Consider the following 23,157-nt stretch of genomic DNA (forward strand, 5'->3'; position numbering starts at 1 on the left):
GTCTGATATCGCATTGCCGCGCGCGGCGGCAATCCGGCTTTATTGCATGAGACGTGTGACGGTCGGCGCGATCGCCCGCGCAATCCGCCGCATCCCCGTCGCATCCGGGTGCAGCGCCGGCTCCGGCGGCGTCATCCGTGGATCGACATAGAGCGACGCAAGCGGCTTGCCATCCACCTCCAGCACCGATCCCACATTCCTGAACGTCACCAGCCGGCTATGCGCATAAACCAGCGCCAACTCCCGGTTGATCTTCGTCGTCTCGGCCGAAATCCACGCCGATCGGATCGACGGCAAAATCCCCAGCAGCAAGATCTTCGCCCCCGGCACATGCCGGTGCAGATCATTTACCACCGCCTCGATCCCCGGCATAGTCAAATGCGCGCCCCAATGCGTCGCACCGAGGTTGTTCGCCCCGATCATCAGAATCACCAGCTTCGGATGCAGCCCATCGAACTCGCCATGATCGATCCGCCAGATCACGCTCGACGTCGTATCCCCGATGAACCCGAAATTCAGCGGATCATACTTGCCGTAATACCGGTCCCACACCGGCTTGACCTGCAGATACGGTTTGTCCCCCGTCCGCAGCCAATATTGCGTGATCGAGTCCCCCAGCCATACCAGCTTCGCCCCCCGATCCGCCCGCGCCTCGGCCAGCGTATGCTCGAACCGCGCGCGCCACCACGGCAGATCCATCCGCCCGATCGGTACGGCCGCGAGGTTCACCGCAGCTTGCGCCGTGATGGGGAGAAGCATGGCAAGTAACAGGGCAGGGAAGGGGAGGGCTTCTTTTTTGGAAAAAAGAAGCAAAAAACTTTTTGTAATTTGGGTCGTTGTTGGTTTCACCTGCACTGCCCCAGAAAAATCAAAGTTTTTTTGTTTCTTTTTTTTCAAAAAAAGAAATGCTTGCTTAACCAACCTCATCCCATCCTCACTTCATGGCCGCGACGGATCATGCCCGCCGAACACTCTCGGATACAGCAGCAGATACACACCCTGAAACACCCCCGCCAGCAGGAAGGGCGCTGCCAGCAGCCCGGAATCGAACAGCACCCCCGCCAGCGCCGGCGCAATCCCGCGCGGCACCATCACCGAAACATTATTCACGCTCGCCGCCAACCCGCGCCGATCCCCGCGCACGATCCCCAGTGCCACCGCCTGCCGCGCCCCGGCGGTACCCCGGTTGAACGCCGAACGCACCGCATAAATCCCGGTCGCGACCGCGAAACTCGGCGCAAACGGCAGCGCGAACAGGCTCACCAGCCCGATCCCGCGCATCAGCACCACCGTCCGCACCGTGCCCAACCGCCGGGTCAACTGCCCCGAGGTCAACGAAGCTCCCGCCGCGGCAAACAACGCAATCGCCAGCGCCGGACCCACCGCACTCACCGGCGCATGAAACTTCGTCGCGAACCACCACGACATGAACGGCCCGCTCAGCCCGATCCCGGTGCCGTTCAGCACATTCAGCCCCGCGAGCTTCCACAACAGCCCGTTCTCCGCCTTCGCATCCGCTGCCTCGTTCACCCGCACCGCCTCCGGCCGCGAAACCCGGTCCGGCGTCATGATCAGCAACGCCCCCGCCACCAGCGACGCCGCCAGCGGCAACAAAAACAAATCCCGCCCCAGCCCGATCGTCCCGGCCAGCAGCGCGCCGAGCCCCATCCCGCCAAACCCGATCGCGACATTGATCGACAGGACGGAACCGAAATCCCGCCGCGCGACATACCCCGACAGCCATGATTGCTCCGCCGGCCCGAACGGCCCGGCCGACCCGTTCGCCCCGCGCCCGAACCCGCCGATTATCGCGGCGAACGCCAGCAGCAGCGGCGCCTGACTGGTCAGCCCGATCACCGCCGCAACGATCGAAATCGCCTCGTACACCAGCACGAACCGCCTGCGCCCCAGCCGGTCGCTCAACGGCCCGATCGTCGCGGTAATCGCCACCGAAACCAGTATCGCCAGCGCGAACACCACACCGAGATACGTCGCACTCCACCCGAGCTTGGTGACATAAAGCGCGAAATCCACCACCAGCGCCCCTTGGGCGAGGCTTCGCGCCAGCCGCGCGGCCATCAGCCGCTTCGCCTCGGGTGCGAGTGGCGGCATCAGATCCCGGCGGACAGCAGCACGAGGCTCAGTACCCCGAACGCCCCGCAATACGCCGCGAACGGCCCCAGAGCCCACCGGTCATGATCCCGGAAATATTTCATCAGGAACGCGGTCGACAAATACGCCACCACCCCGGCCACCACCGCCGCCAGAACCGCCATCCCGAACATACCGTGCAGCGCCGCCGAATGATGCAACAGCTTCGGCACCTCCACCACCGTCGCCCCGGCGATCACCGGGGTTGCCATCAGAAACGCGAACCGCGCCGCCGCCTCATGATCGATCCCCCGCGTCAACCCGCCCACGATCGCGGCACCCGACCGCGAGAGACCGGGCAGAAACGCAAGGCACTGAAACAACCCGATCACGAACGCATCGAACAGCGTCAACTGCCCGATCCCGAATCCGCCCGCCGCCCGCCGCCGCCGCAACTGCTCGCCCGCCAGCAGCAACCCGCCATTGATGATAATGAACCCCGCCGCGATCATCGGGCTCGCGAACAAATGGGCAATCGGCTTCTTGAGCGCGAACCCGATCACCACCGCCGGGATCGTCGCCACCACCAGCCGCAGCAACAACCCCCGCTCCGCATTCACCGCCCGCGCATCGCCCTGCCCGAGCACGCCGCGCAGCATGTTCCACCAATCCCGCCAGAAATAGGCGAGCAGGGCGGTCGCTGTCCCCACATGCAGCATCACCACGAACGGCAGAAACGTCGCCGCATGCTGGTCAATATGCCAATGCAACAGCTTCGGCACGATCACCGCATGCCCCAGGCTGGAAACCGGAAACAACTCGGTCGCCCCCTGCATCACGGCGAACAGAACGGCAATCAAAGGCGTCATCCCAACATCTCCCGGTGAACCCCCTGTCTGGCCAAGCCATCGGCAAAAGGCAAATGCCGCGCGACCGCACGTCAGATCATCCGAGACAGAAGCGTTGCGCCATCAACCCCGGAAGATAAAACATGTCGATCACCGCCATGATGACAGCGGGAACGACACTTGCGGCAACCATCACGCGTGAGAATCGCCCTCCCAAACGGGGGATCGCAAGCATCAGAAAGGGAAGGAATAAAAGATAATACCGGCCTTGCGGCCCATATATCACGGCGCTGCCTACTTTATCCCAACTCAGATAGACCGCGAGTTCGATGGCTATCACGCTGCAAGAGACGAGGACGATTGAAAACACCGAGTCGAGCCAGTTCCAACGCGCCCCGTCCGAGGCTCGCGCGGCAATCACCCCGGCTCCGGCGGCAGCAAGTGCTAATCCCCACCCGACATACGCCCATCGCGCCAAATCTACCGTCAGCCACCCCAGCATGCCGATCCCGGATTTGATCAGAAATCCGCCGCTATCGATCAATAAGCCAACGGTCAATGTCACGATCCGAAGTGGATCTGCGGTCAGAACCCGCAATTGGGCGAGGGGGGCCGTCGTGGTGAACACCGCCCCGGCTTGCCCAGGCCAGAGCGGCCCGGGTTTGTAGGGGCCGAGCAGATACGGCATCAATGACACGTGAGCCATCACGACGACCCAGATCAGGGGGGGGATGCCCCAGATCGCTATAAGGAACGCGCGCCGCCACCGGTGTGGTGCCGCCAGAGGTGTCAGCGCCATGAACAGCAGAAGACCGTAGGGTGGCTTGGAAGCGATCACCAGCATGAAGATCGGCAAAAACCACCAGCGCGTTTTAGGGTGCCGCACCGGATCAATTGTTAGAATTGCCCCTGCGAGCGCACTGAGCGCGATCAGCAGACCATCCTGATTGAAGGACGCGCCCAGACTGAGCGCCATGGGCAGCGAGAGGGTCGCAAAGATCACCCCAGCCCCGAATCGCGCCACTCCGACCGCCAGCGCCCCGATCAGCACGTAAGCGAGCAGCATCCCTATTCGTCCGGAAAACAGCGCTGCCAGCGGGCGTTGACCAAGGAGGCGACCTATCGCGATCCCGATCGTTCCGGGCAGATACAGAGCCGGAAAATACTGGACCGTATTGTAATCGATGTCGATGATTTGATTGCGCGTCCATGGCAGATCGGCTGTCCGCACGGCAGTGCCGGGATGGGCGCACGATGCGCCCATTTCACCGATCGACGCATTCAGCAATCCGTAATCGACGCGCACCGCCGGCACGGTCACAGTCGACTTGCCCGGCGGCGTGAACGGTACCCGCTGACCGAGCAACTGCCCATGCAGCAGCGCCGCAGCGCGCGCAATATGAGCTGGCTCGTCGGCAACCTGCCCGATCGGCGTGAGCACGGCCAACCGGAAACCTGTCACCATCGTAAGCACGACGAAAAGGGCGACCAGAATGATCCGGTCGAGACGCAGAGCCCTTCGGCTGGGCTTCATTGGCTCACTGTGCGAGTGGAACGCTTGGCGAAACATTGCTCGCGCCACTTCCGGGACTTACTCATTCCGTGCATATGACCATGACTGAAATGTTCTTGCTGCCAAGGGGTATAAAGTTTGAGGATTGACCTACGTGGGCCTCGAATGTCGAGTATGTCTATGTTTTTCTCGACCCATCGCGCCACGCTGCTAAGCGTTCTCGTTCTAATCGTCGCACCTCTGCTAGGTCAATCGGCCTCCCTACTCACAGGCCTCAGCTCAAATCCAATCTGGACAGTTTCGGGAGTCGTCTCGGGAGTTGGTCCGCAAATGGTCGCGGGCTGGCCCTTCGGTGATCCGAATGTCGGCTGGACCAACCAAGCCCTCGGCAAGCTGGCCGCGATCGATTGGCTCCATGGCCGCATTCCGTGGTGGAACCCATACTCCGGTATAGGCTTGCCTCTCGCCGGCGAAATGCAGCCCGCAGCGATGTTTCTGCCCTTCGTTCTCCTGTTGGCATTTCAGAATGGCATATTCTGGTTAGAACTGGTGTTGCAGAGCTTCGCCGGACTCATGACATTCGCACTCCTTCGGCAAATGGGGTTCGGTAGGGCAACGTCGATCGTCGGAGCCTTGCTCTACGAATTCAACGGCACATTCCAAGCCGTTCCTGGCGAAACGATACTGAACGTCATCCCGTTCCTGCCGTTGCTGTTGCTCGGAATTGAGCGTGCCCGCACCAGCGGAGACCATTCGGACTCCCGGAAAAATCCACGCGAGGGCCGGACAGCGATCGTTCTGATCGCCTGCGGCATCGGCGGTTCCATTCTGGGCGGGTTTCCCGAAGCCGCCTATATCGATGGATTGATGGCCCTCCTATGGGCAACATTCCGGCTCTACGCCGATGCTGATCGACTAAGGTTCATTCGCCGGGTCGCTATCGGCGGTATCCTCGGCCTCTTTATCGCTGGCCCTCAAATTATCGCCTTCACCGATTTCGCGGCACTAACCGATATTTTTCAAACACACACTATCGGAAATGTATTTCTGAACATCCATGCTATGGCACAAATAATCGTGCCTCACATTTATGGTCCACTCGGTACAAATCTCGGCAACAATCTTCTGCTACAAATTGCCGGCGGCACTGGCGGCTATGTCGGCGTCTTATCCTTGATCTTCGCCGCCTTCGGTGCCTTGACGATGCGTGACCGTCCCATTGCTGTATTGTTGGTAATTTGGATTCTACTCTCATTGGGCAAGATGTTCGGTTTCGAGCCCGTCATGACGATGATGAACGCGCTTCCGTTCATGAAGGATACCGAGTTTTTCCGATATTCCTCTCCCGCATGGGAACTTGCGGCTGTGATTCTGATTGCGGGGGGACTCGATAATCCGACCCCTCAGATCCGGACCTACCTCGTGGCGGTCGTTGCCGGACTGTTTCTCATCGGACTTTGTGTGGCGCTGGCGTGGCCGTGGTTGCCGATCTGGCACTGGTCGTCGGTCAATCTCGCCTACATGATCCGGTGGATTGTAATGGCGACGGCTTTTCAACTCGCCGCGATCGCGTTCACGACATTCATCTGGCTGCGCATCGCGGGCCCGCGACGCCAAGCGCTGCTTGGTGGAACACTCGTGGTTTACACGATGGCTATGATGATGCTGCCCCAGTTATCCGGACAGCCCCCCGGAAAAATCGACTGGCCCGCAATCAAATTCCTGAAATCCCATCTGGGTCTTCAGCGCTTTTACACAGTCGGTCCCATCCAACCGAATTACAGCGCCTATTTCGAAATCGCCAACATCAATCACAATTATCTGCCGGTCGCACTCAACTGGAGTCGATACGTGGAGACGCATCTGTTCCCGTCTGCGGCAAGTCAGAACGGCGGTATCTTTTGGGCACCGTTTCCCCCCATGAAAGTAGGAACAGCTATTGCCGATCTGCATCGCTTCGCGACCTCCTACCAGTTTCTCGGCGTGCGCTATGTCGTGGCAGATCCCGGGCAGCAGATGTCGCCCTCACTTACCCTGCCGTCGGAAGCGGGACAGCGTAGCCCCGAACGGCTCTATCGTGGCGACGGCCTGACCTGGCACCTCGTTGCTCCAGCAGCGTTCTCGCATCTCGGTACGATCACGCGGATCAGCTTTTTCCAAGGCAATTATGGCAACACGGCAAGCGGCGTTCTGGCAACGACCGTGTGCGCCGATGACGCATGCAGTTCCGGCCAGCGCAATCTTTCGCAATCCGCCGACAACAGCATGTTCCGAATCCCGCTAAACCCGCCGCTCGTTATCAAACCGGGCGACCAACTCACCATCACCGTCACCCACACGAGCGGCAACCACCCCGATGCGCTCTGGCTCCCGCCCGCTCCGCCGGGCAAGACGACCCTGACGACAAATAGCGGCGAGATCTTACCCGATCGCAGCCTACTGGTAAGCTTCGATACCCAATCGAATCAAACCGGCTTCCAGCGTGTCTACCGCGACAAGCTGATGTCCATCTGGGAACAGCACGGTGCCGATCCCTACTACACCACCAGCGGATCATCCTGTTCCCTGCAGGATCAACGACGGAATGCCCTCGTCGCCACCTGCACCGGCGCAGCCCGGCTGGTTCGCCGGGAGTTATTCATGCCCGGCTGGCACGCGACGGTGAACGCCCATCAGGTCGCCATCACGCCCGATCACGGCATCGTCCAGTCGATCGACCTGAAGCAGGGCCGCAACCGCATCGCGTTCCATTTCACCCCGCCATTCGAGCCGGTCGCCTGGATTTTGTTCTGGTTCAGCGTGGCAAGTCTGGTCTGGCTGATCGTCCCACGCCGTGCTGCTGGCAGCAAAACCGGACCCGCTACACCTTGTTAGGATGCTGGATACTCCACGTCCCCGCCCGCAGATTGACCTTCCACGGTGCGTTCGGCCAGATCAACAGGAAATGTCGGGGATCCTTGCGCCATAGCGCCACCTGAGCTGGCCATGCCGGCCCCTCGGCGAAAAACAGCACGTCGCTGCGAAAATCGATCACGCCGATCGCGAACAGCAACACCGTCGCTGCGACGAACCCGCGCCGCAATCCGCCTTGCGCCAGCACCGCCACTCCAAGAACCGACAGCGAATCGAGAACCTCAGGGCTCATTGATCCCCTCATATTGATTCCGCAATTATCGCTTAAAGAGAATCGAGAGCGCCGGGTTGGATTTTCGGAAGGAATCGGGATCGGTTGATCCAGGTTCTTTTCGTTCGAATTTTGTGGCTGCCCTTGTTCCTCGGTGCACGATTCCAAGGTTGCCCGGCAATCAGTCTGGTTTCTGGAGGATCGGATGGCTGCCAGGAGGAGACCCATGTCGTTTGACGATGTTCAGCGCTTTCTGGAAGGTTTGCTGGGGGAGGACCTGCATGCCAAGCGGATCCTGTCCCTGGCAGGAGCAACACTGGGGGTCATCGAGACCGCATCGCTGGCGATTGGCGCGATTGGCCAGGGGCTGGCTCTGGCACGTGGGCGACTGACCAAGCATGCGATCAAGCAGGTCGATCGCATGCTCTCGAACCCCGGGATTGACCTGGACGTCGTGCTGCGGCGGTGGGTATCATTCGTGATCGGGACGCGTGAGCGTTTCGTTGTCGCGATGGATTGGACCGAATTCGACGCCGATGGTCAGGCGACGCTGATGCTCTCGCTGCTGAGTTCGCACGGTCGCGCGACGCCGCTGATCTGGCATACGGTTGATAAGGCCAATCTGAAGAACCGGCGCAATGAAGAGGAATACCGCTTGCTGGTCGCGCTGGCGGAAATCGTGCCGGCCGAAACAAGCGTCTGCATCGTCGCCGATCGTGGGTTCGGCGATCATAAGCTCTACCGGGTGCTGACGGAGGAGTTGAAGTTCGACTACGTGATCCGCTTTCGCGGCAATATCCTGGTTACCGCGGCGAGCGGTGAGGCCAGACCAGCCGCTGAGTGGGTGATGGCCGCCGGACGCGCCAGAACACTCCGCGCAGCCGCCGTCACCGCGGAACGGTTCACCGTCGGCACGGTGGTTTGCGTGCGGGACAAAGGTATGAAGGAACCGTGGTGCCTGGCCGCGAGCACCACCGATGATACCGCGCGCCAACTGATCAATCTCTACGCGAAACGCTGGACCATTGAACCGGGTTTCCGCGACACCAAAAATTTACGCTTCGGCATGGGGATGGGCGCCCTCCACGTCAGCACCCCGGAGCGGCGCGATCGCCTGTGGCTGCTCAATGCCTTCGCTGTCGCCCTGCTCACTCTGCTCGGTGCCACCGGAGAAGCTCTCGGCTACGACAGGCACCTCAAATCCAATACCTCAAAGCGGCGGACCCACTCGCTCTTTCGGCAAGGATGCATGCTCTACGAGCTCATCCCCAATATGCCAGAGCATCGTCTCCGCCCATTGATCGAAAACTTCGCCCAAAACCTCGCTCAACAGTCAGTTTTCAACGAAACCTTCGGTACGATATAGGAATGAGGGGAGTCGTGAGACCTCAGGGGCAAACCCGTAGCGCCCGCCGGACAGCAAGTGCATGAACCCGATGAACGACCCCGCCCAGGCCTCGTAAAACGACACCAGCACGAACACGAGGCCAGCCGCGAACAACCGCAACAGCACAACACTCCTGGTCCGGAAAATCCCCCAGCCGATCACACCGTAAAATGCCACGAAAATCAGCGGCCCCGCCCATAACCACGCACCGGCGTGATGAACCGCATGCAGATAGGCCGCGAAATCCCGCGCGAGGACGAGGCCGAGCATCTGCAACACCACCACATGCAGGCTGATCACCGAAAGCAATTCTCCCGGGCCGAAATGGCTGCCCCGCTCTGCCAGCGGATAGAGCAGGAACACCGTCAGCTGGATACAGAACCCGGCGAACACGATCGCCGCCTCGACCATGACGATACGCTGCCGCCCGATCACCGCCGCAATCACGAAGAGCGGCATCAGAAAACTGGTCGCCGGCCCGGAAATCACCGCGAACGCCAGGATCGCGCAATCCAGCACGGCAAATGCCACCCGCCGGGGCGGTGCCGCGTAAATCAGCGCCGCTGCCAGCGCCAGATGAAACTGGCTGGTGATCGTGTTCAGCCAGACCTCGCCGGTCACCGGCGGAATGGCACAGAACAGCACCGCAACCACCGTCGCGATCACCGACCGCCGCCACGGAAATTCATGGGTCACGATCACGTAAACCGGCAGGCACTGGATCAGCAGGGCAAAGGCGATCGTCACCATCGGGGCATGCAGCACCCCGCCCCATTTCAGCGCGAGCCACGTGCCGAACCCCGCCGCGAAGTTCCAGTACCCTGCATCCGCCGCCACCGTGAACCACGTGACATACCAGGGCCGATGCCACGCCGAGCTGAAATACACCGTGCCTTCCTCGGCCCAGAACCGCCCGCCATGCATCTCGATCGAGGGAATCCGCGCCAGCACCACGGCGGCAAATGCCACCACGAGCAGAACGCTCAGGACCCGGCGCGCAACATCGTTCCTGATCCCATCCATCGCCCCGTCTCCTCCGGCTCGTCCCACTGCCCTGCGGGACTTCCGCCTGCGATGTCAAATCCCGCCACAGCCGCTTCCAAACCCGCCCCGATCGGCCTAACCTCGCCACATGGAAACGGCTCTCACCATCACCACCGCCCAATCCCTGTTCGGCGACCGGCTCAGCCTCAATCACGCGATCCGCGAAACCCACGCCCATGGCGAAGCCAACGCCGCGACCACCCTGCCCGATGCGGTGATTTTTCCCGAAACCACCGCCGAGATCGCCCAGCTCCTCGCCCTCTGCCACGAGAACCGCACCCCGGTCACCGCCTTCGGCGCGGGCACCTCGCTCGAAGGTCACGTCACCCCGGTCGCCGGTGGCATCAGCCTCGATCTCAGCCGGATGAACCGAATTCTCGCGGTCAACGATGCCGATCTCGATGGCCGGGTGGAAGCCGGGGTCACCCGCAAACAACTCAACACCTACCTGCGCGACCACGGGCTGTTCTTTCCGGTCGATCCCGGCGCGGACTGCACCATCGGCGGCATGTGCGCGACCCGCGCCTCCGGCACCAATGCGGTCCGCTACGGCACCATCCGCGACAACGTCCTCGGCCTGCGCGCCGTCCTCGCCGACGGCACCATCGTCGATACCGGCGGCCGCGTCCGTAAATCCTCGACCGGCTACGACCTCACCCGCCTGCTGATCGGCTCGGAGGGAACGCTCGGCATCATCACCGAAATCCAGCTCCGCCTCTACGGCATTCCCGAGGCCATCGGTGCCGCCGTCTGCGGCTTTCAGAGCGAACGTGGCGCGATCGATGCGGTCATCGAGATCATGCAGACCGGCATCCCCCTCGCGCGCATCGAATACGCCGACCCCGCCCAGATGGCCGCCTCCATCGCCTACTCGAAACTCGACCTCGCCGCCCGCCCCACCTTGCTGCTGGAGTTTCACGGCACCGAAGCCAGCGTCGCCGAACAGGCCGCCATGGCCGAAGCGATCGCCGCCACCCATGGCGGCCAGGGCTTCGCTTTCGCGACCGAAACCGAAGCTCGCACCAAACTCTGGCAAGCCCGTCACGACGCCTACTGGGCCGCCCGCGCCGCCTATCCCGGCCACGGCGCCTTTTCGACCGACACGATCGTCCCGATCTCCAACCTCGCCGAAGCCATGGCTGAGGCCCGGCAATCCGTCACCCGCTCAGGCCTGCATGCCTGCATCGTCGGCCATGTCGGCGATGGCAATTTCCACGTCCTGATCCTCTACCCCGACACGCCGGAAGGTGCTGCCCGCGCCTGGGCGCTCGACCGTGAAATCGTCGGCCAGGCCCTTGCGCTAGGTGGTGCCGCCAGCGGCGAGCACGGCGTCGGCATCGGCAAACGCGAATTCCTCACCCGCGAACACGGGGCTTCGGCCCTCGCCATGATGCGCACGATCAAATCCGCCCTCGACCCGCGCGGTATCCTCAACCCCGGCAAGCTCTTCCTCGACTGATCAGCCGCCGCTGAGCCTGACCGCGAGCCGGAACACCATCGGATGATGCGGCATCGCCGCGGCAAACGGCGGAAACCGCGTCGCCCGCACCGAAGCCACCGCCGCCCGGTCGATCGGCGGCGCGCCAGACGAGCGCAGCACCGAGACGCCCATCAGCGCCCCGCTCGGCGCGATCGTGATCGCCACCACGGTCACTCCGCGCAGGTGCATCATGCTCACCATCTCGGGCACCCGCAGATCCGCCTGCACCGATGAATGGACCAGCGCCGCATAACGCGCTGTCGCGGTCTCCACCTCGGCGGCCGATACCACCGGCGCGGGCGGCGGCGGTTGCGGTCGTGGCGGCACGATAGCCGGCGCGGGCTTGACCGGATGCGGACGGGGGATCGGGCGCGCAACGTGTCGTGGCACCGGCCTCGGCGGCGGTGGCGGCATCGGTCGGGGTGGCGCGACCGGCAGAGGCGGTGGCGGCAGCGCCTTCGGTGGCGGCGGCACTGGTTTGGGCGGCGGCGGCAACGGCTTCGGCAGCGGTTTCGGTGCCAGCATCTGGATTTTCATGATCCGTGGCCGATGATCCGCGACCGGCCCGGCCCGATCGGCAAAATGCACGACCCCCAATACCGCCACCGCCTCCAAAACCAGGGCCGCGAGCAGCGCGAACCCGAACCGGTCCGGCTGCTGATACGGCGGCACATAACGTTCGACCGCCCCCATGCCCGACATCAGTGCGCCCCCGCCACCGGCTGAGCCGCGATCCCGATATCGCTCACCCCGGCCTTGCGCGCCGCATCCATCACCGTCACGAAATGCTGGAACGCAACCTGCTTCGAGGCCGCTATGGTCACCCGCGTGCGCGCCGTGTCGCCATCGGCCTTGAACAGCGCGGTCAGTTGCGCCGGGGTCAACACCTCGTCCTTCACCTTCACTGTGCCATCCTTGAGAATGTTCACTGTGAATTTCGGATGCTTCAAATGTGCGGTCTCGCTCGATGTCGGCAGGTGCAGCGAAACCCCGGCATCCGGGATCATCTGCAGCGTCACGATAATGAAAAACACCAGCAGAAACAGCATCACGTCGATCATCGGAATAATCTCGACCCGTGCCTTGCGCGCCTCGAAATAACGAAGTTTCATTGGCTCATTCCGCCGCCGCCCGCATCGCGCCACCCGCCCGCACCATCGGCACCAGCAGCGCCCCGTCGGTCCGGTTGAGCACCATGGTCTTGATGGTTTCGAGCTGATGCAGCGTCAGCCGCACCTGATTCTGCAACATGTTGAACGCGGATAATCCGAGCATCGCAATCAATATCCCGAACGCGGTCGCCACCAGCGCATCCGCTACCCCGCCGGTCACCTCGGCAGGCGCGTGCCCCGGCGCCGCAAGCACCGAAAACGCATGGAACATCCCAATGATCGTGCCGAACAGCCCGAGCAACGGTGCCAGCGTCACGATCGTATCCAGAACCCACAGCCGCTGATCAAGCCGGGGTGCCACCAGCATGATTGCTTCGTCCATCCGGTTGCCCATCGCGGTCGGATCGGCATCGTCCATATGATGCAGCGCGGTATCGAGCAGCACGGCTTCCGGCTGCCGCCCGGCAAAATCGCGAAGCTCCGCGATATCCTGCGGCACCATCTGCCCCATCCGCGCCATCCGCGTCACGATCGTATTGCCGCGCAGGATCGCCCGCCGCAGATACCACACCCGGTCCAGCATCACCGCGGTCGCGATCACGAACAGGCCGGCCAGAACATAGAGCACGCCATCGGAATAATTGGCGAGATGAACGATATAGGCAAAGGTCACTTTCGCTGTCTCCGGCGGTTACAGACGCGGCGCAGTCCTATCCGAAGCTGCGCCGCAATTGTGTGAAGGATCGATGACAGTTATCGCCGGTCAGAAATGCATCCCGACACTGCCGTAAATCGTCAGCGGCGCGCCCGGATAGGCGTAGAGATACTGCCCCGCCTGAGCCGCGCCGAAGTAACCGCCGGTGCCGATATACTCGTATTCATTGTAGCGATTGTTCGCGACATTGAGCGCCGTCAGCTTGAAATCCAGCGTCTTGCGCCCGGCATAGGGCAGGGTGAGCGGCACCGCGACCTTGAGCGACAGGTTGATCGTCCCGTAACTTGGCATTTTCTGCGCACTCGGCGCGCCGGTGAAGTTGTTGAACAGGTTCTGCGTGCCGGTGAACTGATACCACGCCCGGGGCTCGATCAGCGTGTCACCCACCACATCCTGATAATACGCGCCGAGATTGAAACTCGCCCGCGGCACATAGGGAACATGGCTGCCGCCGAAGCTTGTCCCCGCATTCGCCGCCCCGGCCCCGGTCACATAGGTCTGATAGACCGCATCGTTGATCGAGGCATTGCCATAGACGAACAGGCTGTAGATCGGGTTATCGTCGAAATACAGATTGACGCCCTTATAGATCGAGCTACCGTTCGCCGTGATTGTATTGCCGTTCGCCAGCGTATAATTGATCGACTGTTTGGCATACCGCAGATGAAAATAGCTGATCCCGGCAATGAAATGGTTCAAAATCCCCTGGTGACTGACCTTGAACTTGGCCCCCGCCTGAAAATCCTGGCCCAGTTCAAGATGATACGAGGTCGGATCGACCTTCTGGAACAATCCGCCACCGCCACCCACCGAAGGTGTGCGCAGCGACTCGGCATAGCTGCCATAAAGCGACATCCACGGCATTACCTGCAAATTCGCCGAAATCGACGGCTCGACCCCGTTGCGGCTCTCATTCGCTCCGCAACTCGCACCCTGATCCGTGGTGTTCCCCTTGGTCGAACTCCCATCGAGCGGGCAATGCGAGGACAGCACCACCCCCGGCGCATAGGTGAAATCCTGCAACGCCCCGTTGGAATACCCGGTCTGGAAACTTACGAACCGCACCCCCGGCGTAATGTGCAACGCCTTCATCGGATGAAAATCATCCTGCGCGAACGCCGCGAAATCATCCTGAGTGAAATAGGACGAGCGGATCTTCCCGCCGATATTGACGGTATTCTTGTTACCGCCATCGAGAACGTTATAAAAATTATTCCGCGAATTGTAGGTATCGTGGATATAGTACCCGCCGATATCCACCGTATTGTCGGTGAAATCCTTGGTGATCCACAATTTGTCGCCAAAAATATTGGTATGCGGATCGTTGTATTCGCTCACCTGCGGACCGGTATTGTACAAATCGTTCAGCCGTGAGTGAACCCGGGTGATGTTTTCATACCAGGTCAGATTATGCAGCGTCGTGGTATCGTCGAGCGCCACATTCTCCTTGGCAAACACCAGCCACATCGCGTTGGTGTCGAATTTTTCGTAGGTATTGAACGGCAGCGCGCTATCATACCCCGAACTCTGCTGACTATACAGCGTCGATCCCGCCACGCCGGGATTGCCGGTCACCGTCACCCCCGCGATCGGCGAGACCGGGATCACCGGCACCCGATACCCCGCGCTCCGCGCAAAATACCCGCCGAACTGGATGTTCCCCAGGGCAATCGCACTTCAGAATAGTTGTAGGAGGCTGGTGAGGTAGGCATCATCCCATCCGGCCCGTTTGAATTTGCCGCGCAGGGAGCCCCTGGTGGCGTTCTCTTTTTGCATGACGTTCAGGGCCATATGTCGCAGGACTGCGAGATTATTTGGGCTATTGCCCAATCTGCTTCGATCCTGATCCTCGTTCATGACGACATCGAGCCTCCAATGGAGCCGGTTTTCAATGCCCCAATGTGACCGGACAACCTCATTGAAGCGTTCGCTGGAGAGCACAGTGCTGAGCAGGTAGTAGGCGGTCTCAGTCGTGGTTTTGGTGGAGGTTTCGCGCATACGGACAATTTTGCCGATGGCGGCAAGACCCGGCCATCGGTGTCCCTCCTGCAACCAGGCGATATCGTCTGAAACGGTTGCGGTGCGGGTCTCGATACGACCATGATCAGCATCGACTGTGCGCGTCGTATTGGTTTCGTCGCACGGCACGCCGTTGAGAAACATGGAGACATCACCATGCAAGTTGCCTTGGTTCCCCTTCAGCGCGAGAACGTAATCACCTCCTTGATCGACGATTTGTTGCGCGATCGCACGCTGGCAGTTCAACGCATCGGTTGTCACGATCGTGCCTTTCAATGATAGCAACTTCAACAGTTTCGGCACTGCGGTGATTTCATTGGATTTGACGTCTGTGGCGATCTGCGCCAGCACGAGACGCTGTTCGCAACCCCAAGCGCTGACCATATGCAACGCCGATTTGCCGCGGGCATGATCGAAAGATCGACGAAGGACTTTCCCATCGATCGCCACAACACCCTCGATCGTCTTGGAAAATCGAGCCATGAACCGCTGAAACGCAGCGCTGAACTGCTCCGGATCGATCTGACGAAATAGCCGGCTGAACGTGTCATGGCTGGGTAGTCCGTTCTCAAGCTTCAGAAACCCCCGCAGAAACGACTCTTTCGCGCGGGCAAACAGCGCCATGTCGACAGCGCATTGGCCACCGCACAGAACCGTGCACAAGGCTATCATCAAAAGCTCATGGAAGTTGTGCAAAGCGGCATTACTGGTCCGCGGATCTTCCAAACCCTGCCAGCACGCAGCAAATTCCTCCAACGTGTCCTCCCCTGAAGTGTTTCACACGCCGTCGGTAGAATCGCTCCCGCTCAGTCACGCAAGCCCCCCTTATTCTGAAAATTTCAAGTGCGATTCCCCTGGGATGTTCCCGCCGTTGAAGTGCTTCACGCTCTTGAGGTAGATCGAGTAATTCTCGGTTGGGCTCTGAAACCCATCCGGCGCGGTCCTGAAACTGTTGCCGTTTCCAGCACCGCCCGCCAGCACGGTGGACCAGCCATCGTAAACCCCGGTGCGCAGATCGAATTCGATATTCTTCTGCCCGTAGCTGCCATAAGTCAGCGTCACATCACCGCCCGGCGTCGCGGTTGGCTGCACCGGCGTATACTCCACGCCCCCGCCGATATTGTTGTACCACCGATCCGCCGGGTTGCCCGGCCCATAGGTCACTGCGGTATCCTGGATCATCCCCGATTGCGGAATGGTGTTCGACTGCCACAGATTGGTCGAGGGATCGACCACCGGAATCCCGTCGAGCGTCACCGCGATCGAGCCGGTCCCGGTGAACCCGCCATACCCGCCCCAGCCCTGCTGCACGCCATCGAGCGTGATGGTGTATTTGGTCGAACCGCTATTGCCATAGCCGGTTACCGAAACCCCCGGCGAGTACGAAAGCACCTGCGCCGCCCCGGCCACCGGCCCGGCAGCGTCCATGATCTGGCGGTTGAGCACGCGGGTGGTGGTGCCGGAATGAAACAGTTTCCTGTGGGTCGGCGCAGTGGTCGCCCCCGCCAGCGTGGCTGTCCCCGCCGCGCTGACTGTCCCCGCATTCACCGCGCCAGCATTGAGCGCCTGGGCCCGTGCCGCAACCGGTGCCAGAGCGGTGCCCGACAACAGCAGGACGGCAAAAGCCGTGCGTTTTCCATGTGTTTTCGCGGGCGCATGATGTGCCACGTCGTTCTCCTTCGGTGTGCCTCAAACCGCCTGTTACGGTTCGTTTCTCGCCGCGCTCAAACCAGATGAACAAAGGGCAAGCAATCGCTCAGCCGGCCAAACCGGCTGGTTTCACCGAAGCTTCAATAAACCGTCGCGCAACTGTCATGATCGGCCCCGCCGCCGCGCCGGCCTTGAGACCACGCCCCTCCGACCCGACATGAGGCCCGACGTCACCTCACCGATCACACGGAGCCAGAATGCAATATCGTCAACTCGGCCGGTCCGGCCTGAAAATCTCGGCCCTCACCCTCGGCACCATGACAATGGGTGGCAAGGGCGCGTTCGAGAAAGTCGGCAATGTCGGCCTCGACGAAGCCAGACGCCAGATCGACATGTGCCTCGATGCCGGGGTCAACCTGATCGACACCGCCGACATCTACTCGACCGGCGGCTCGGAGGAGATCATCGGCGAAGCGCTGGGCGGCGTGCGCAAATCCGGCGTCCTGCTCGCCACCAAAGTCCGATTCCCGATGGGCAAAGGCCCCAACGACGCCGGCCTCTCCCGCCATCACATCATCGAAGCCTGCAACGCCAGCCTCAAACGCCTGCGCACCGACCATATCGACCTCTATCAGGTCCACCAGTGGGACGGGATCACCCCGCTTGAGGAAACCCTCGAAGCGCTCAACACCCTGATCAGCCACGGCAAGGTGCGCTACATCGGTTGCTCGAATTATTCGGCGTGGCACATCATGAAAGCCCTCGCCCTCAGCGATGCCGCCCACCGCCAGCGCTTCGTCAGCCAGCAGATCCACTACACGCTCGAAGCCCGCGAAGCCGAAAACGAGCTGCTGCCCCTCGCGCACGATCAGGGGCTCGGCGTGCTGGTCTGGAGCCCGCTCGCCGGTGGCCTGCTCTCCGGCAAGCACCGCCGCAACCAGAAAGCACCCGAAGGCACCCGCCAGCTCGCCGGCTGGAAGGAACCGCCGATCCACAACGAAGCGAAACTCTGGGACATCATCGACGTTCTGGTGAAAATCGCCGACGCTCGTGGCGTCTCCGGTGCGCAGATCGCCCTCGCCTGGCTGCTCGCGCGCCCCACCGTCACCTCGGTCATCATCGGCGCGCGCAACGAAACCCAACTTGCCGACAATCTCAAAGCCGCCAACCTCACCCTCACCGGGGAGGAAACCGCCGCGCTCGACAAAGTCAGCCAGCAGCCCCTGCAATACCCGTACTGGCATCAGGCCCAGACCGCGAACGACCGCCTCGGCGCCGCCGATCTCCTGCGCCTCGGCCCGCACCTCTGACCATGCCCGCCTCTGCGGTCTCGGCCCCCTCGGTCGAGACCGCGATCCCCGCACGGCTCGACCGTCTGCCCTGGTCCCGCTTTCATTGGCTGGTGGTCAGCGCCCTGGGTGTCACGTGGATTCTCGACGGTCTCGAAGTCACCATGGTCGGCTCGCTATCGGGTGCCATCGCCCGCGCGCCGGACATGCACCTCACCAGCGCCGATGTCGGCGCCCTCGGCTCGGCCTATGTCGCGGGCGCGGTGCTCGGCGCGCTGTTCTTCGGCTGGCTGACCGACCGGCTGGGCCGCAAGCGCCTGTTCACCATCACCCTGCTGGTCTACCTGCTGGCCACCATCGCCTCCGGCCTCGCGTGGAACTTCACGTCTCTGCTCGCCTTCCGCTTCATCACCGGCACCGGCATCGGCGGGGAATATGCCGCGATCAACGCGACCATCCAGGAACTCGTCCCCGCCCGCCGCCGTGGCTTCACCGATCTCGTGATCAACGGCAGCTACTGGATCGGCGCGGCCCTCGGCGCGCTCGGCGCGGTTGCGGCACTCGATCCCGCGATCGTCCCGGTCGCCTATGGCTGGCGCGCCGCCTTCATCATCGGCGGCCTCATCGCCTTCATCGCTTTGCTGCTCCGCCGCTTCATCCCCGAGAGCCCGCGCTGGCTGATGACCCATGGGCAACCCGCCGAAGCCGAACGCATCGTTGCCGATATCGAGGCCCGGGTCGGCGCGGCACCCCCCGCCACCCCGCTGAAAACCATCCGCCTGCGCACGGACATCAAATCATGGTTCGCGATCGGCCTGCACACCCTGTTCACCCGCTACCGCCAGCGAGCGGTGCTCGGCATCACCCTGATGACGGCGCAGGCCTTCTGCTACAACGCGATCTTCTTCACCTACGCCCTGGTGCTGACCAAATTCTACCACGTACCCAACGGCAAGGTCGGCCTCTATATTCTCCCCTTCGCGCTGGGCAATTTCGCCGGCCCCCTCATCCTCGGCCGTTTCTTCGACACGATCGGCCGGCGCATCATGATCACCTTCACCTACGCCGCCGCCGGGCTGCTCATGGCAATCACCGGCTTGCTGTTCGCCCACGGTATCCTCTCCGCCGCCAGCCAGACCGCCGCCTGGACCATCATTTTTTTCTTTGCCTCGGCAGCGGCAAGTTCGGCCTACCTCACGGTCAGCGAGAGTTTCCCGCTCGAAATCCGCGCCATCGCCATCGCCCTGTTCTACGCCTTCGGCACCGCGCTCGGCGGCATCATCGGCCCGATCCTGTTCGGCGCCCTGATCGGCAGCGGCAACCGTGCCAACGTCATGGACGGCTACCTCCTCGGCAGCGCCCTGATGCTGATCGCCGCACTCACCGAAGCTGCCATCGGTCCCGATTCCGCCGGAAAATCCCTCGAAGACGTCGCAAAGCCCTTATCGGAAATTGCTGATTAAGTACGGGCGTGCCAAGTGAACACCAATAACCCACCGGTCAGAATGCCCAAACGCTGCCCTCGGCAGAACGCCCGTTCGGATACCTGATCCCGTTCCACCCTTGTCCTGCGTCCCTGCGGCTGATAGGGCGCGCGCAGTGTTCACGAGGATGACGACGATGGCAGACAAGAGCGTGAAAAAGATCGTGCTGGCCTATTCCGGCGGGCTGGACACCAGCGTGATTCTCCGCTGGCTGCAAACCAGCTATCAGGCCGAAGTGGTCACCTTCACCGCCGATCTCGGCCAGGGCGAGGAACTCGAACCCGCCCGCCGCAAGGCCGAAATGTTCGGCGTCAAGGAAATCTTCGTGGAAGATCTTCGCGAAACCTTCACCCGCGATTTCGTCTTCCCGATGTTCCGCGCCAACGCCCTCTACGAAGGCCAGTATCTCCTCGGCACCTCGATCGCCCGCCCCCTGATCGCCCAGCGCCAGATCGAAATCGCCGAAGCGGTCGGCGCCGATGCCGTCGCCCATGGCGCGACCGGCAAGGGCAACGATCAGGTTCGCTTCGAACTCGCCTATTACGCCCTCAAACCCGATGTCCGGGTGATCGCGCCGTGGCGCGAATGGGACCTCACCAGCCGCACCCGACTGCTCGAATTCGCCGAAGCCAACCAGATCCCGATCTCGAAGGACAAACGCGGCGAAGCCCCGTTCTCGGTCGACGCCAACCTCCTGCACTCATCCTCGGAAGGCAAACTCCTCGAAGACCCCGCGCAGGAACCCGACGAAATCGTCTACCAGCGCACCATCAGCCCCGAAGCCGCACCCGATGTCGCCACCATCATCTCGATCGGTTTCGCCAAGGGCGATGCGGTCTCCCTCAACGGCGAAGCCATCTCGCCCGCAACCCTGCTCACCCGCCTCAACGCGCTGGGACGCGATAACGGCATCGGCCGGCTCGATCTGGTCGAAAACCGCTTCGTCGGCATGAAATCACGCGGCGTCTATGAAACCCCCGGCGGTACCATCCTGCTCGCCGCCCACCGCGCAATCGAGAGCATCACCCTCGACCGTGAAGCCGCCCATCTCAAGGACAGCATCATGCCCCGCTATGCGGAGCTGATCTACAACGGCTTCTGGTTCAGCCCGGAACGCCACATGCTCCAGGCCCTGATCGATACCAGCCAGCATTCGGTCACCGGCACGGTGCGGCTGAAACTCTACAAAGGCAACGTCATCGTCATCGGCCGCGAAAGCCCGAACTCGCTCTACTCGGCCCGCATGGTCACTTTCGAGGACGATCAGGGTGCCTACAACCAGCAGGACGCCGCCGGCTTCATCAAACTCAACGCCCTTCGCCTCCGCCTCGGCGCCGCGGTGGGACGCCGAGGGGGCGCGCTCTGAACCTCAGGCCGCCTGTGCCCGCTTCGCCTTGAGCGCTGCGACCACCGCCTGCGCCAGTGGTTCGGATGATTTCGGATTCTGCCCGGTCAGCAGCGTGCCGTCCTCCATGATGTGCGGCGCGAAATCCGGCCCGACCGAAACCTGCGCGCCCGCCTCGCGCAGCGTCGCTTCGAGCAGAAACGGCACCTTGTCATCGAGATGCACCGCCGCTTCCTCGCTATCGGTGAAGCAGGTGATCGACCGCCCCTTGATCAGCGGCGATCCATCGATCCGGTGCACCCCTAAAAACGCCGCCGGCCCGTGGCACACCGAAGCGACGATCCGCCCATCGTCCAGCATCGCGACGATCGCCGCCGCCAGCGCCGGATTATTGGGAAAATCCCACATCGTGCCGTGCCCGCCGGGCAGGAACAGCGCATCGTAATCGGTCACGGTCAGCTCATCGACCGGCTTGCTGTGATGTGCGGCCTCCAGCGCCGCCTCGTCCTCGTGAAACCGCTGGACCGAAGCGGGCAGGGGGGTCTCGGCGAGGCTCCGCCCGTCGATCGGAATTTCACCGCCCCGCACCGAGGCCAGCGTCACCGCGCATCCGGCATCGATGAACGCATAATAGGGCGTCGCCAGCTCCTCGAACCACACGCCGGTGCGATCATCCGAACCGGGAATCCGGGTATGCGACGTGGTCACGATCAGAATATGCGTCATGAAACTCTCCTCATTATCTCCCCGGCAGGTAGGATGCCCCCACCCCGATTACGAGCGGCGCGACGACCGCTGGCTTGCCCCTGCCGCCAAAACCCCGGAATGTGATCGCATGAACAGGATCACCCCCTCGATTGCCGCCCTCGGCCTCGCCCTGCTCGCCGCGTCACCCGGCATCGCCTCGGCCCAATCGGCACCGACCCAATCGGCACAGGCCCATCCGCTCTCGCCCAAAACCCGCGCCACCCTGGCGCAGGACGCCAAACGTCTGCTCGCCACGCCCGGCGTCCAGCGCGTCGGCTTCTACGGCTTCATCGTCGATCGCGCGGGTCACGTCCTGAGCGAATGGGTCGTCCGGTCCTCAGGCTCCGCCTCGCTCGATCACATGGCCCTCGCCACCATCGGCAAAGCCATGCTGAAACGCCTCCCGGCCCATTCGCCGCCGACCATGCAGTTCATCATCCCGATCGCCTTCCACAAAAACGGCACCACCTCCACAGGCGCGCCCGCCGCACCGCCTTCGTGAGATCGCGGCTAAATTGCCATCTTTCGACCCTTTGTTAGCCATTGTTCGTTTCTATATCCACGATGTTCCAACGGAGGATGACCATGAACCCCACAATCCCAGCACGAAGCTGGCGCCGCGCCGGTCTTGCCGGCGCGATCCTGGCGACGGCACTGGCTCTGGCCGGATGTACCAACCCCTACAGCCCCGGGCAGCGTGCCCTCGGCGGCGGCGCGATCGGCGCCGGTACCGGTGCCGTGATCGGCGCGGCAACCGGCGGCAGCCCGGCAGCCGGCGCGTTGATCGGCGGCGCGGTCGGTGCCTTGGGCGGTGCCCTCACCACGCCGCAGGCACCGCGGCCGCGCTACTACAATAATGGCGGCTATAATGGTGGCTACGGCGGTCCCCCGCCCGGCTACAACCGTCCGCCCCCGCCGCCGCCACCGCCGCAGGGCTATTACAATAACGGCCCCGGTTACTGAGCACCAACGTTATCAATCGTAAAACCGGGCCGCGACATCACATCGCGGCCCGGTCCTGCATCCCGATAATCCGGCTTAGTGATAACCCGGCCCAGGCGGCGGGCCACCGGGTCCCGGTCCATGACCATAGCCACCCGGCCCTCCGCCGTAACCGCCGGGACCGCCACGATACCCACCAGGCCCGGGATGGCCATAGCCCCCGCGCCCATAGCCATAGCCGCACGCATTCATCCCGAACGGTCCGCAGGCGCATCCCGCCAGCGATCCCGCCGCCAGCACCAGCGCCAACGCACCGAATACCCGCGACTTCAATGTTTTCGACATGGAACCCTCCTCGAAGTGACCT

22 protein-coding genes are annotated in these 23,157 nt (G+C 62.4%); 8 read left to right on the forward strand and 14 right to left on the reverse strand.

Annotated features, from left to right (window positions below; all coding sequences use genetic code 11):
* Positions 1 to 39: 39 nt before the first annotated feature.
* The 4 genes from SIL87_RS09355 to SIL87_RS09370 form a co-directional block, all read right to left on the reverse strand.
* Positions 40 to 759 carry a GDSL-type esterase/lipase family protein gene (locus tag SIL87_RS09355; protein ID WP_319613907.1) on the reverse strand — a complete coding sequence of 240 codons (720 nt, stop codon included), beginning with the start codon at positions 757 to 759 and terminating at the stop codon, positions 40 to 42.
* Between the two features lie 180 nt (positions 760 to 939).
* Positions 940 to 2,112, reverse strand: a complete 1,173-nt coding sequence (locus tag SIL87_RS09360) for an MFS transporter (protein WP_319613908.1) — start codon at positions 2,110 to 2,112, stop codon at positions 940 to 942.
* Positions 2,112 to 2,960, reverse strand: a complete 849-nt coding sequence (locus tag SIL87_RS09365; protein WP_319613909.1) for an undecaprenyl-diphosphate phosphatase — start codon at positions 2,958 to 2,960, stop codon at positions 2,112 to 2,114. The genes SIL87_RS09360 and SIL87_RS09365 overlap by 1 nt, the downstream gene beginning before the upstream one ends.
* Before the next feature lie 76 nt (positions 2,961 to 3,036).
* Entirely contained in the window at positions 3,037 to 4,473 is a 1,437-nt protein-coding gene (locus SIL87_RS09370; protein ID WP_319613910.1) for a DUF2142 domain-containing protein, read from the reverse strand.
* 309 nt (positions 4,474 to 4,782) lie between these two features.
* Between SIL87_RS09370 and SIL87_RS09375 the strand changes: the two genes are divergently transcribed.
* Positions 4,783 to 7,326, forward strand: a complete 2,544-nt coding sequence (locus tag SIL87_RS09375) for a hypothetical protein (RefSeq protein ID WP_319613911.1) — start codon at positions 4,783 to 4,785, stop codon at positions 7,324 to 7,326.
* On the opposite strand, the gene SIL87_RS09380 is transcribed toward SIL87_RS09375, so the two are convergent.
* Positions 7,313 to 7,597, reverse strand: a complete 285-nt coding sequence (locus SIL87_RS09380; protein WP_319613912.1) for a hypothetical protein — start codon at positions 7,595 to 7,597, stop codon at positions 7,313 to 7,315. The two genes, SIL87_RS09375 and SIL87_RS09380, sit on opposite strands and share 14 nt — an antisense overlap.
* A 184-nt stretch (positions 7,598 to 7,781) precedes the next feature.
* Between SIL87_RS09380 and SIL87_RS09385 the strand changes: the two genes are divergently transcribed.
* The gene (locus SIL87_RS09385; protein WP_405055223.1) at positions 7,782 to 8,942 is read left to right on the forward strand and encodes an IS4 family transposase; all 1,161 of its coding nucleotides are present in this window, start codon (positions 7,782 to 7,784) and stop codon (positions 8,940 to 8,942) included.
* On the opposite strand, the gene SIL87_RS09390 is transcribed toward SIL87_RS09385, so the two are convergent.
* Positions 8,910 to 9,986: a hypothetical protein gene (locus SIL87_RS09390; RefSeq protein WP_319613914.1), complete on the reverse strand. Its 1,077-nt coding sequence runs from the start codon at positions 9,984 to 9,986 to the stop codon at positions 8,910 to 8,912. The two genes, SIL87_RS09385 and SIL87_RS09390, sit on opposite strands and share 33 nt — an antisense overlap.
* Positions 9,987 to 10,095: 109 nt before the next feature.
* Between SIL87_RS09390 and SIL87_RS09395 the strand changes: the two genes are divergently transcribed.
* Positions 10,096 to 11,466: an FAD-binding oxidoreductase gene (locus SIL87_RS09395; RefSeq protein ID WP_319613915.1), complete on the forward strand. Its 1,371-nt coding sequence runs from the start codon at positions 10,096 to 10,098 to the stop codon at positions 11,464 to 11,466.
* On the opposite strand, the gene SIL87_RS09400 is transcribed toward SIL87_RS09395, so the two are convergent.
* The 6 genes from SIL87_RS09400 to SIL87_RS09425 all read right to left on the reverse strand — a co-directional run bounded on the left by SIL87_RS09400 (position 11,467) and on the right by SIL87_RS09425 (position 17,001).
* Complete coding sequence (locus tag SIL87_RS09400; RefSeq protein ID WP_319613916.1) at positions 11,467 to 12,189, reverse strand: TonB family protein; 723 nt, start codon at positions 12,187 to 12,189, stop codon at positions 11,467 to 11,469.
* Positions 12,189 to 12,599 (reverse strand): ExbD/TolR family protein, encoded by a 411-nt coding sequence (locus SIL87_RS09405; protein ID WP_319613917.1) that lies wholly within the window; start codon positions 12,597 to 12,599, stop codon positions 12,189 to 12,191. Before SIL87_RS09405 ends, SIL87_RS09400 begins: the two co-directional genes overlap by 1 nt.
* Positions 12,600 to 12,603: 4 nt before the next feature.
* Entirely contained in the window at positions 12,604 to 13,272 is a 669-nt protein-coding gene (locus SIL87_RS09410; protein WP_319613918.1) for a MotA/TolQ/ExbB proton channel family protein, read from the reverse strand.
* A gap of 90 nt (positions 13,273 to 13,362) precedes the next feature.
* Positions 13,363 to 14,928 carry a TonB-dependent receptor gene (locus SIL87_RS09415; protein ID WP_319613919.1) on the reverse strand — a complete coding sequence of 522 codons (1,566 nt, stop codon included), beginning with the start codon at positions 14,926 to 14,928 and terminating at the stop codon, positions 13,363 to 13,365.
* A 63-nt stretch (positions 14,929 to 14,991) separates the two neighbouring features.
* Complete coding sequence (locus SIL87_RS09420) at positions 14,992 to 16,089, reverse strand: ISAs1 family transposase (protein ID WP_319612416.1); 1,098 nt, start codon at positions 16,087 to 16,089, stop codon at positions 14,992 to 14,994.
* 69 nt (positions 16,090 to 16,158) lie between these two features.
* Positions 16,159 to 17,001, reverse strand: coding sequence for a TonB-dependent receptor plug domain-containing protein (locus SIL87_RS09425; protein WP_319613920.1), 843 nt, complete (start codon positions 16,999 to 17,001; stop codon positions 16,159 to 16,161).
* A 239-nt stretch (positions 17,002 to 17,240) separates the two neighbouring features.
* Here SIL87_RS09425 and SIL87_RS09430 point away from each other — a divergent pair, with 239 nt between their 5' ends.
* From SIL87_RS09430 to SIL87_RS09440, 3 genes are all read left to right on the forward strand, one after another.
* Entirely contained in the window at positions 17,241 to 18,293 is a 1,053-nt protein-coding gene (locus SIL87_RS09430) for an aldo/keto reductase (RefSeq protein WP_319613921.1), read from the forward strand.
* Positions 18,294 to 18,295: 2 nt separating this feature from the next.
* On the forward strand, positions 18,296 to 19,735 hold the full coding sequence (locus SIL87_RS09435) for an MFS transporter (protein WP_319613922.1): 1,440 nt from the start codon (positions 18,296 to 18,298) through the stop codon (positions 19,733 to 19,735).
* A gap of 157 nt (positions 19,736 to 19,892) precedes the next feature.
* On the forward strand, positions 19,893 to 21,122 hold the full coding sequence (locus tag SIL87_RS09440; RefSeq protein ID WP_319613923.1) for an argininosuccinate synthase: 1,230 nt from the start codon (positions 19,893 to 19,895) through the stop codon (positions 21,120 to 21,122).
* Positions 21,123 to 21,125: 3 nt separating this feature from the next.
* On the opposite strand, the gene SIL87_RS09445 is transcribed toward SIL87_RS09440, so the two are convergent.
* On the reverse strand, positions 21,126 to 21,827 hold the full coding sequence (locus SIL87_RS09445) for a type 1 glutamine amidotransferase domain-containing protein (protein ID WP_319613924.1): 702 nt from the start codon (positions 21,825 to 21,827) through the stop codon (positions 21,126 to 21,128).
* Between SIL87_RS09445 and SIL87_RS09450 the strand changes: the two genes are divergently transcribed.
* Positions 21,826 to 22,350 carry an energy transducer TonB gene (locus tag SIL87_RS09450; RefSeq protein WP_319613925.1) on the forward strand — a complete coding sequence of 175 codons (525 nt, stop codon included), beginning with the start codon at positions 21,826 to 21,828 and terminating at the stop codon, positions 22,348 to 22,350. The genes SIL87_RS09445 and SIL87_RS09450 overlap by 2 nt on opposite strands.
* Positions 22,351 to 22,433: 83 nt before the next feature.
* Complete coding sequence (locus SIL87_RS09455; protein ID WP_319613926.1) at positions 22,434 to 22,811, forward strand: YMGG-like glycine zipper-containing protein; 378 nt, start codon at positions 22,434 to 22,436, stop codon at positions 22,809 to 22,811.
* A gap of 75 nt (positions 22,812 to 22,886) precedes the next feature.
* Here the strand turns inward: SIL87_RS09455 and SIL87_RS09460 are convergent, their stop codons facing one another.
* Complete coding sequence (locus tag SIL87_RS09460; protein WP_319613927.1) at positions 22,887 to 23,135, reverse strand: hypothetical protein; 249 nt, start codon at positions 23,133 to 23,135, stop codon at positions 22,887 to 22,889.
* Between the last annotated feature and the right edge of the window lie 22 nt (positions 23,136 to 23,157).

The organism is Acidiphilium acidophilum (assembly GCF_033842475.1).
In the GTDB taxonomy this organism is placed as follows: domain Bacteria; phylum Pseudomonadota; class Alphaproteobacteria; order Acetobacterales; family Acetobacteraceae; genus Acidiphilium; species Acidiphilium acidophilum.

Excerpts from the sequence above, each read along its gene's own strand:
- SIL87_RS09355 (WP_319613907.1), bottom strand. The coding sequence starts at position 759 with ATGCTTCTCCCCATCACGGCGCAAGCTGCGGTGAACCTCGCGGCCGTA.
- SIL87_RS09450 (WP_319613925.1), top strand. The coding sequence starts at position 21,826 with ATGAAACTCTCCTCATTATCTCCCCGGCAGGTAGGATGCCCCCACCCC.
- SIL87_RS09385 (WP_405055223.1), top strand. The coding sequence starts at position 7,782 with ATGGCTGCCAGGAGGAGACCCATGTCGTTTGACGATGTTCAGCGCTTT.
- SIL87_RS09395 (WP_319613915.1), top strand. The coding sequence starts at position 10,096 with ATGGAAACGGCTCTCACCATCACCACCGCCCAATCCCTGTTCGGCGAC.
- SIL87_RS09370 (WP_319613910.1), bottom strand. The coding sequence starts at position 4,473 with ATGAAGCCCAGCCGAAGGGCTCTGCGTCTCGACCGGATCATTCTGGTC.
- SIL87_RS09430 (WP_319613921.1), top strand. The coding sequence starts at position 17,241 with ATGCAATATCGTCAACTCGGCCGGTCCGGCCTGAAAATCTCGGCCCTC.
- SIL87_RS09435 (WP_319613922.1), top strand. The coding sequence starts at position 18,296 with ATGCCCGCCTCTGCGGTCTCGGCCCCCTCGGTCGAGACCGCGATCCCC.
- SIL87_RS09390 (WP_319613914.1), bottom strand. The coding sequence starts at position 9,986 with ATGGATGGGATCAGGAACGATGTTGCGCGCCGGGTCCTGAGCGTTCTG.
- SIL87_RS09375 (WP_319613911.1), top strand. The coding sequence starts at position 4,783 with ATGGTCGCGGGCTGGCCCTTCGGTGATCCGAATGTCGGCTGGACCAAC.
- SIL87_RS09455 (WP_319613926.1), top strand. The coding sequence starts at position 22,434 with ATGAACCCCACAATCCCAGCACGAAGCTGGCGCCGCGCCGGTCTTGCC.
- SIL87_RS09400 (WP_319613916.1), bottom strand. The coding sequence starts at position 12,189 with ATGTCGGGCATGGGGGCGGTCGAACGTTATGTGCCGCCGTATCAGCAG.
- SIL87_RS09405 (WP_319613917.1), bottom strand. The coding sequence starts at position 12,599 with ATGAAACTTCGTTATTTCGAGGCGCGCAAGGCACGGGTCGAGATTATT.
- SIL87_RS09360 (WP_319613908.1), bottom strand. The coding sequence starts at position 2,112 with ATGCCGCCACTCGCACCCGAGGCGAAGCGGCTGATGGCCGCGCGGCTG.
- SIL87_RS09365 (WP_319613909.1), bottom strand. The coding sequence starts at position 2,960 with ATGACGCCTTTGATTGCCGTTCTGTTCGCCGTGATGCAGGGGGCGACC.
- SIL87_RS09380 (WP_319613912.1), bottom strand. The coding sequence starts at position 7,597 with ATGAGCCCTGAGGTTCTCGATTCGCTGTCGGTTCTTGGAGTGGCGGTG.
- SIL87_RS09440 (WP_319613923.1), top strand. The coding sequence starts at position 19,893 with ATGGCAGACAAGAGCGTGAAAAAGATCGTGCTGGCCTATTCCGGCGGG.
- SIL87_RS09460 (WP_319613927.1), bottom strand. The coding sequence starts at position 23,135 with ATGTCGAAAACATTGAAGTCGCGGGTATTCGGTGCGTTGGCGCTGGTG.
- SIL87_RS09445 (WP_319613924.1), bottom strand. The coding sequence starts at position 21,827 with ATGACGCATATTCTGATCGTGACCACGTCGCATACCCGGATTCCCGGT.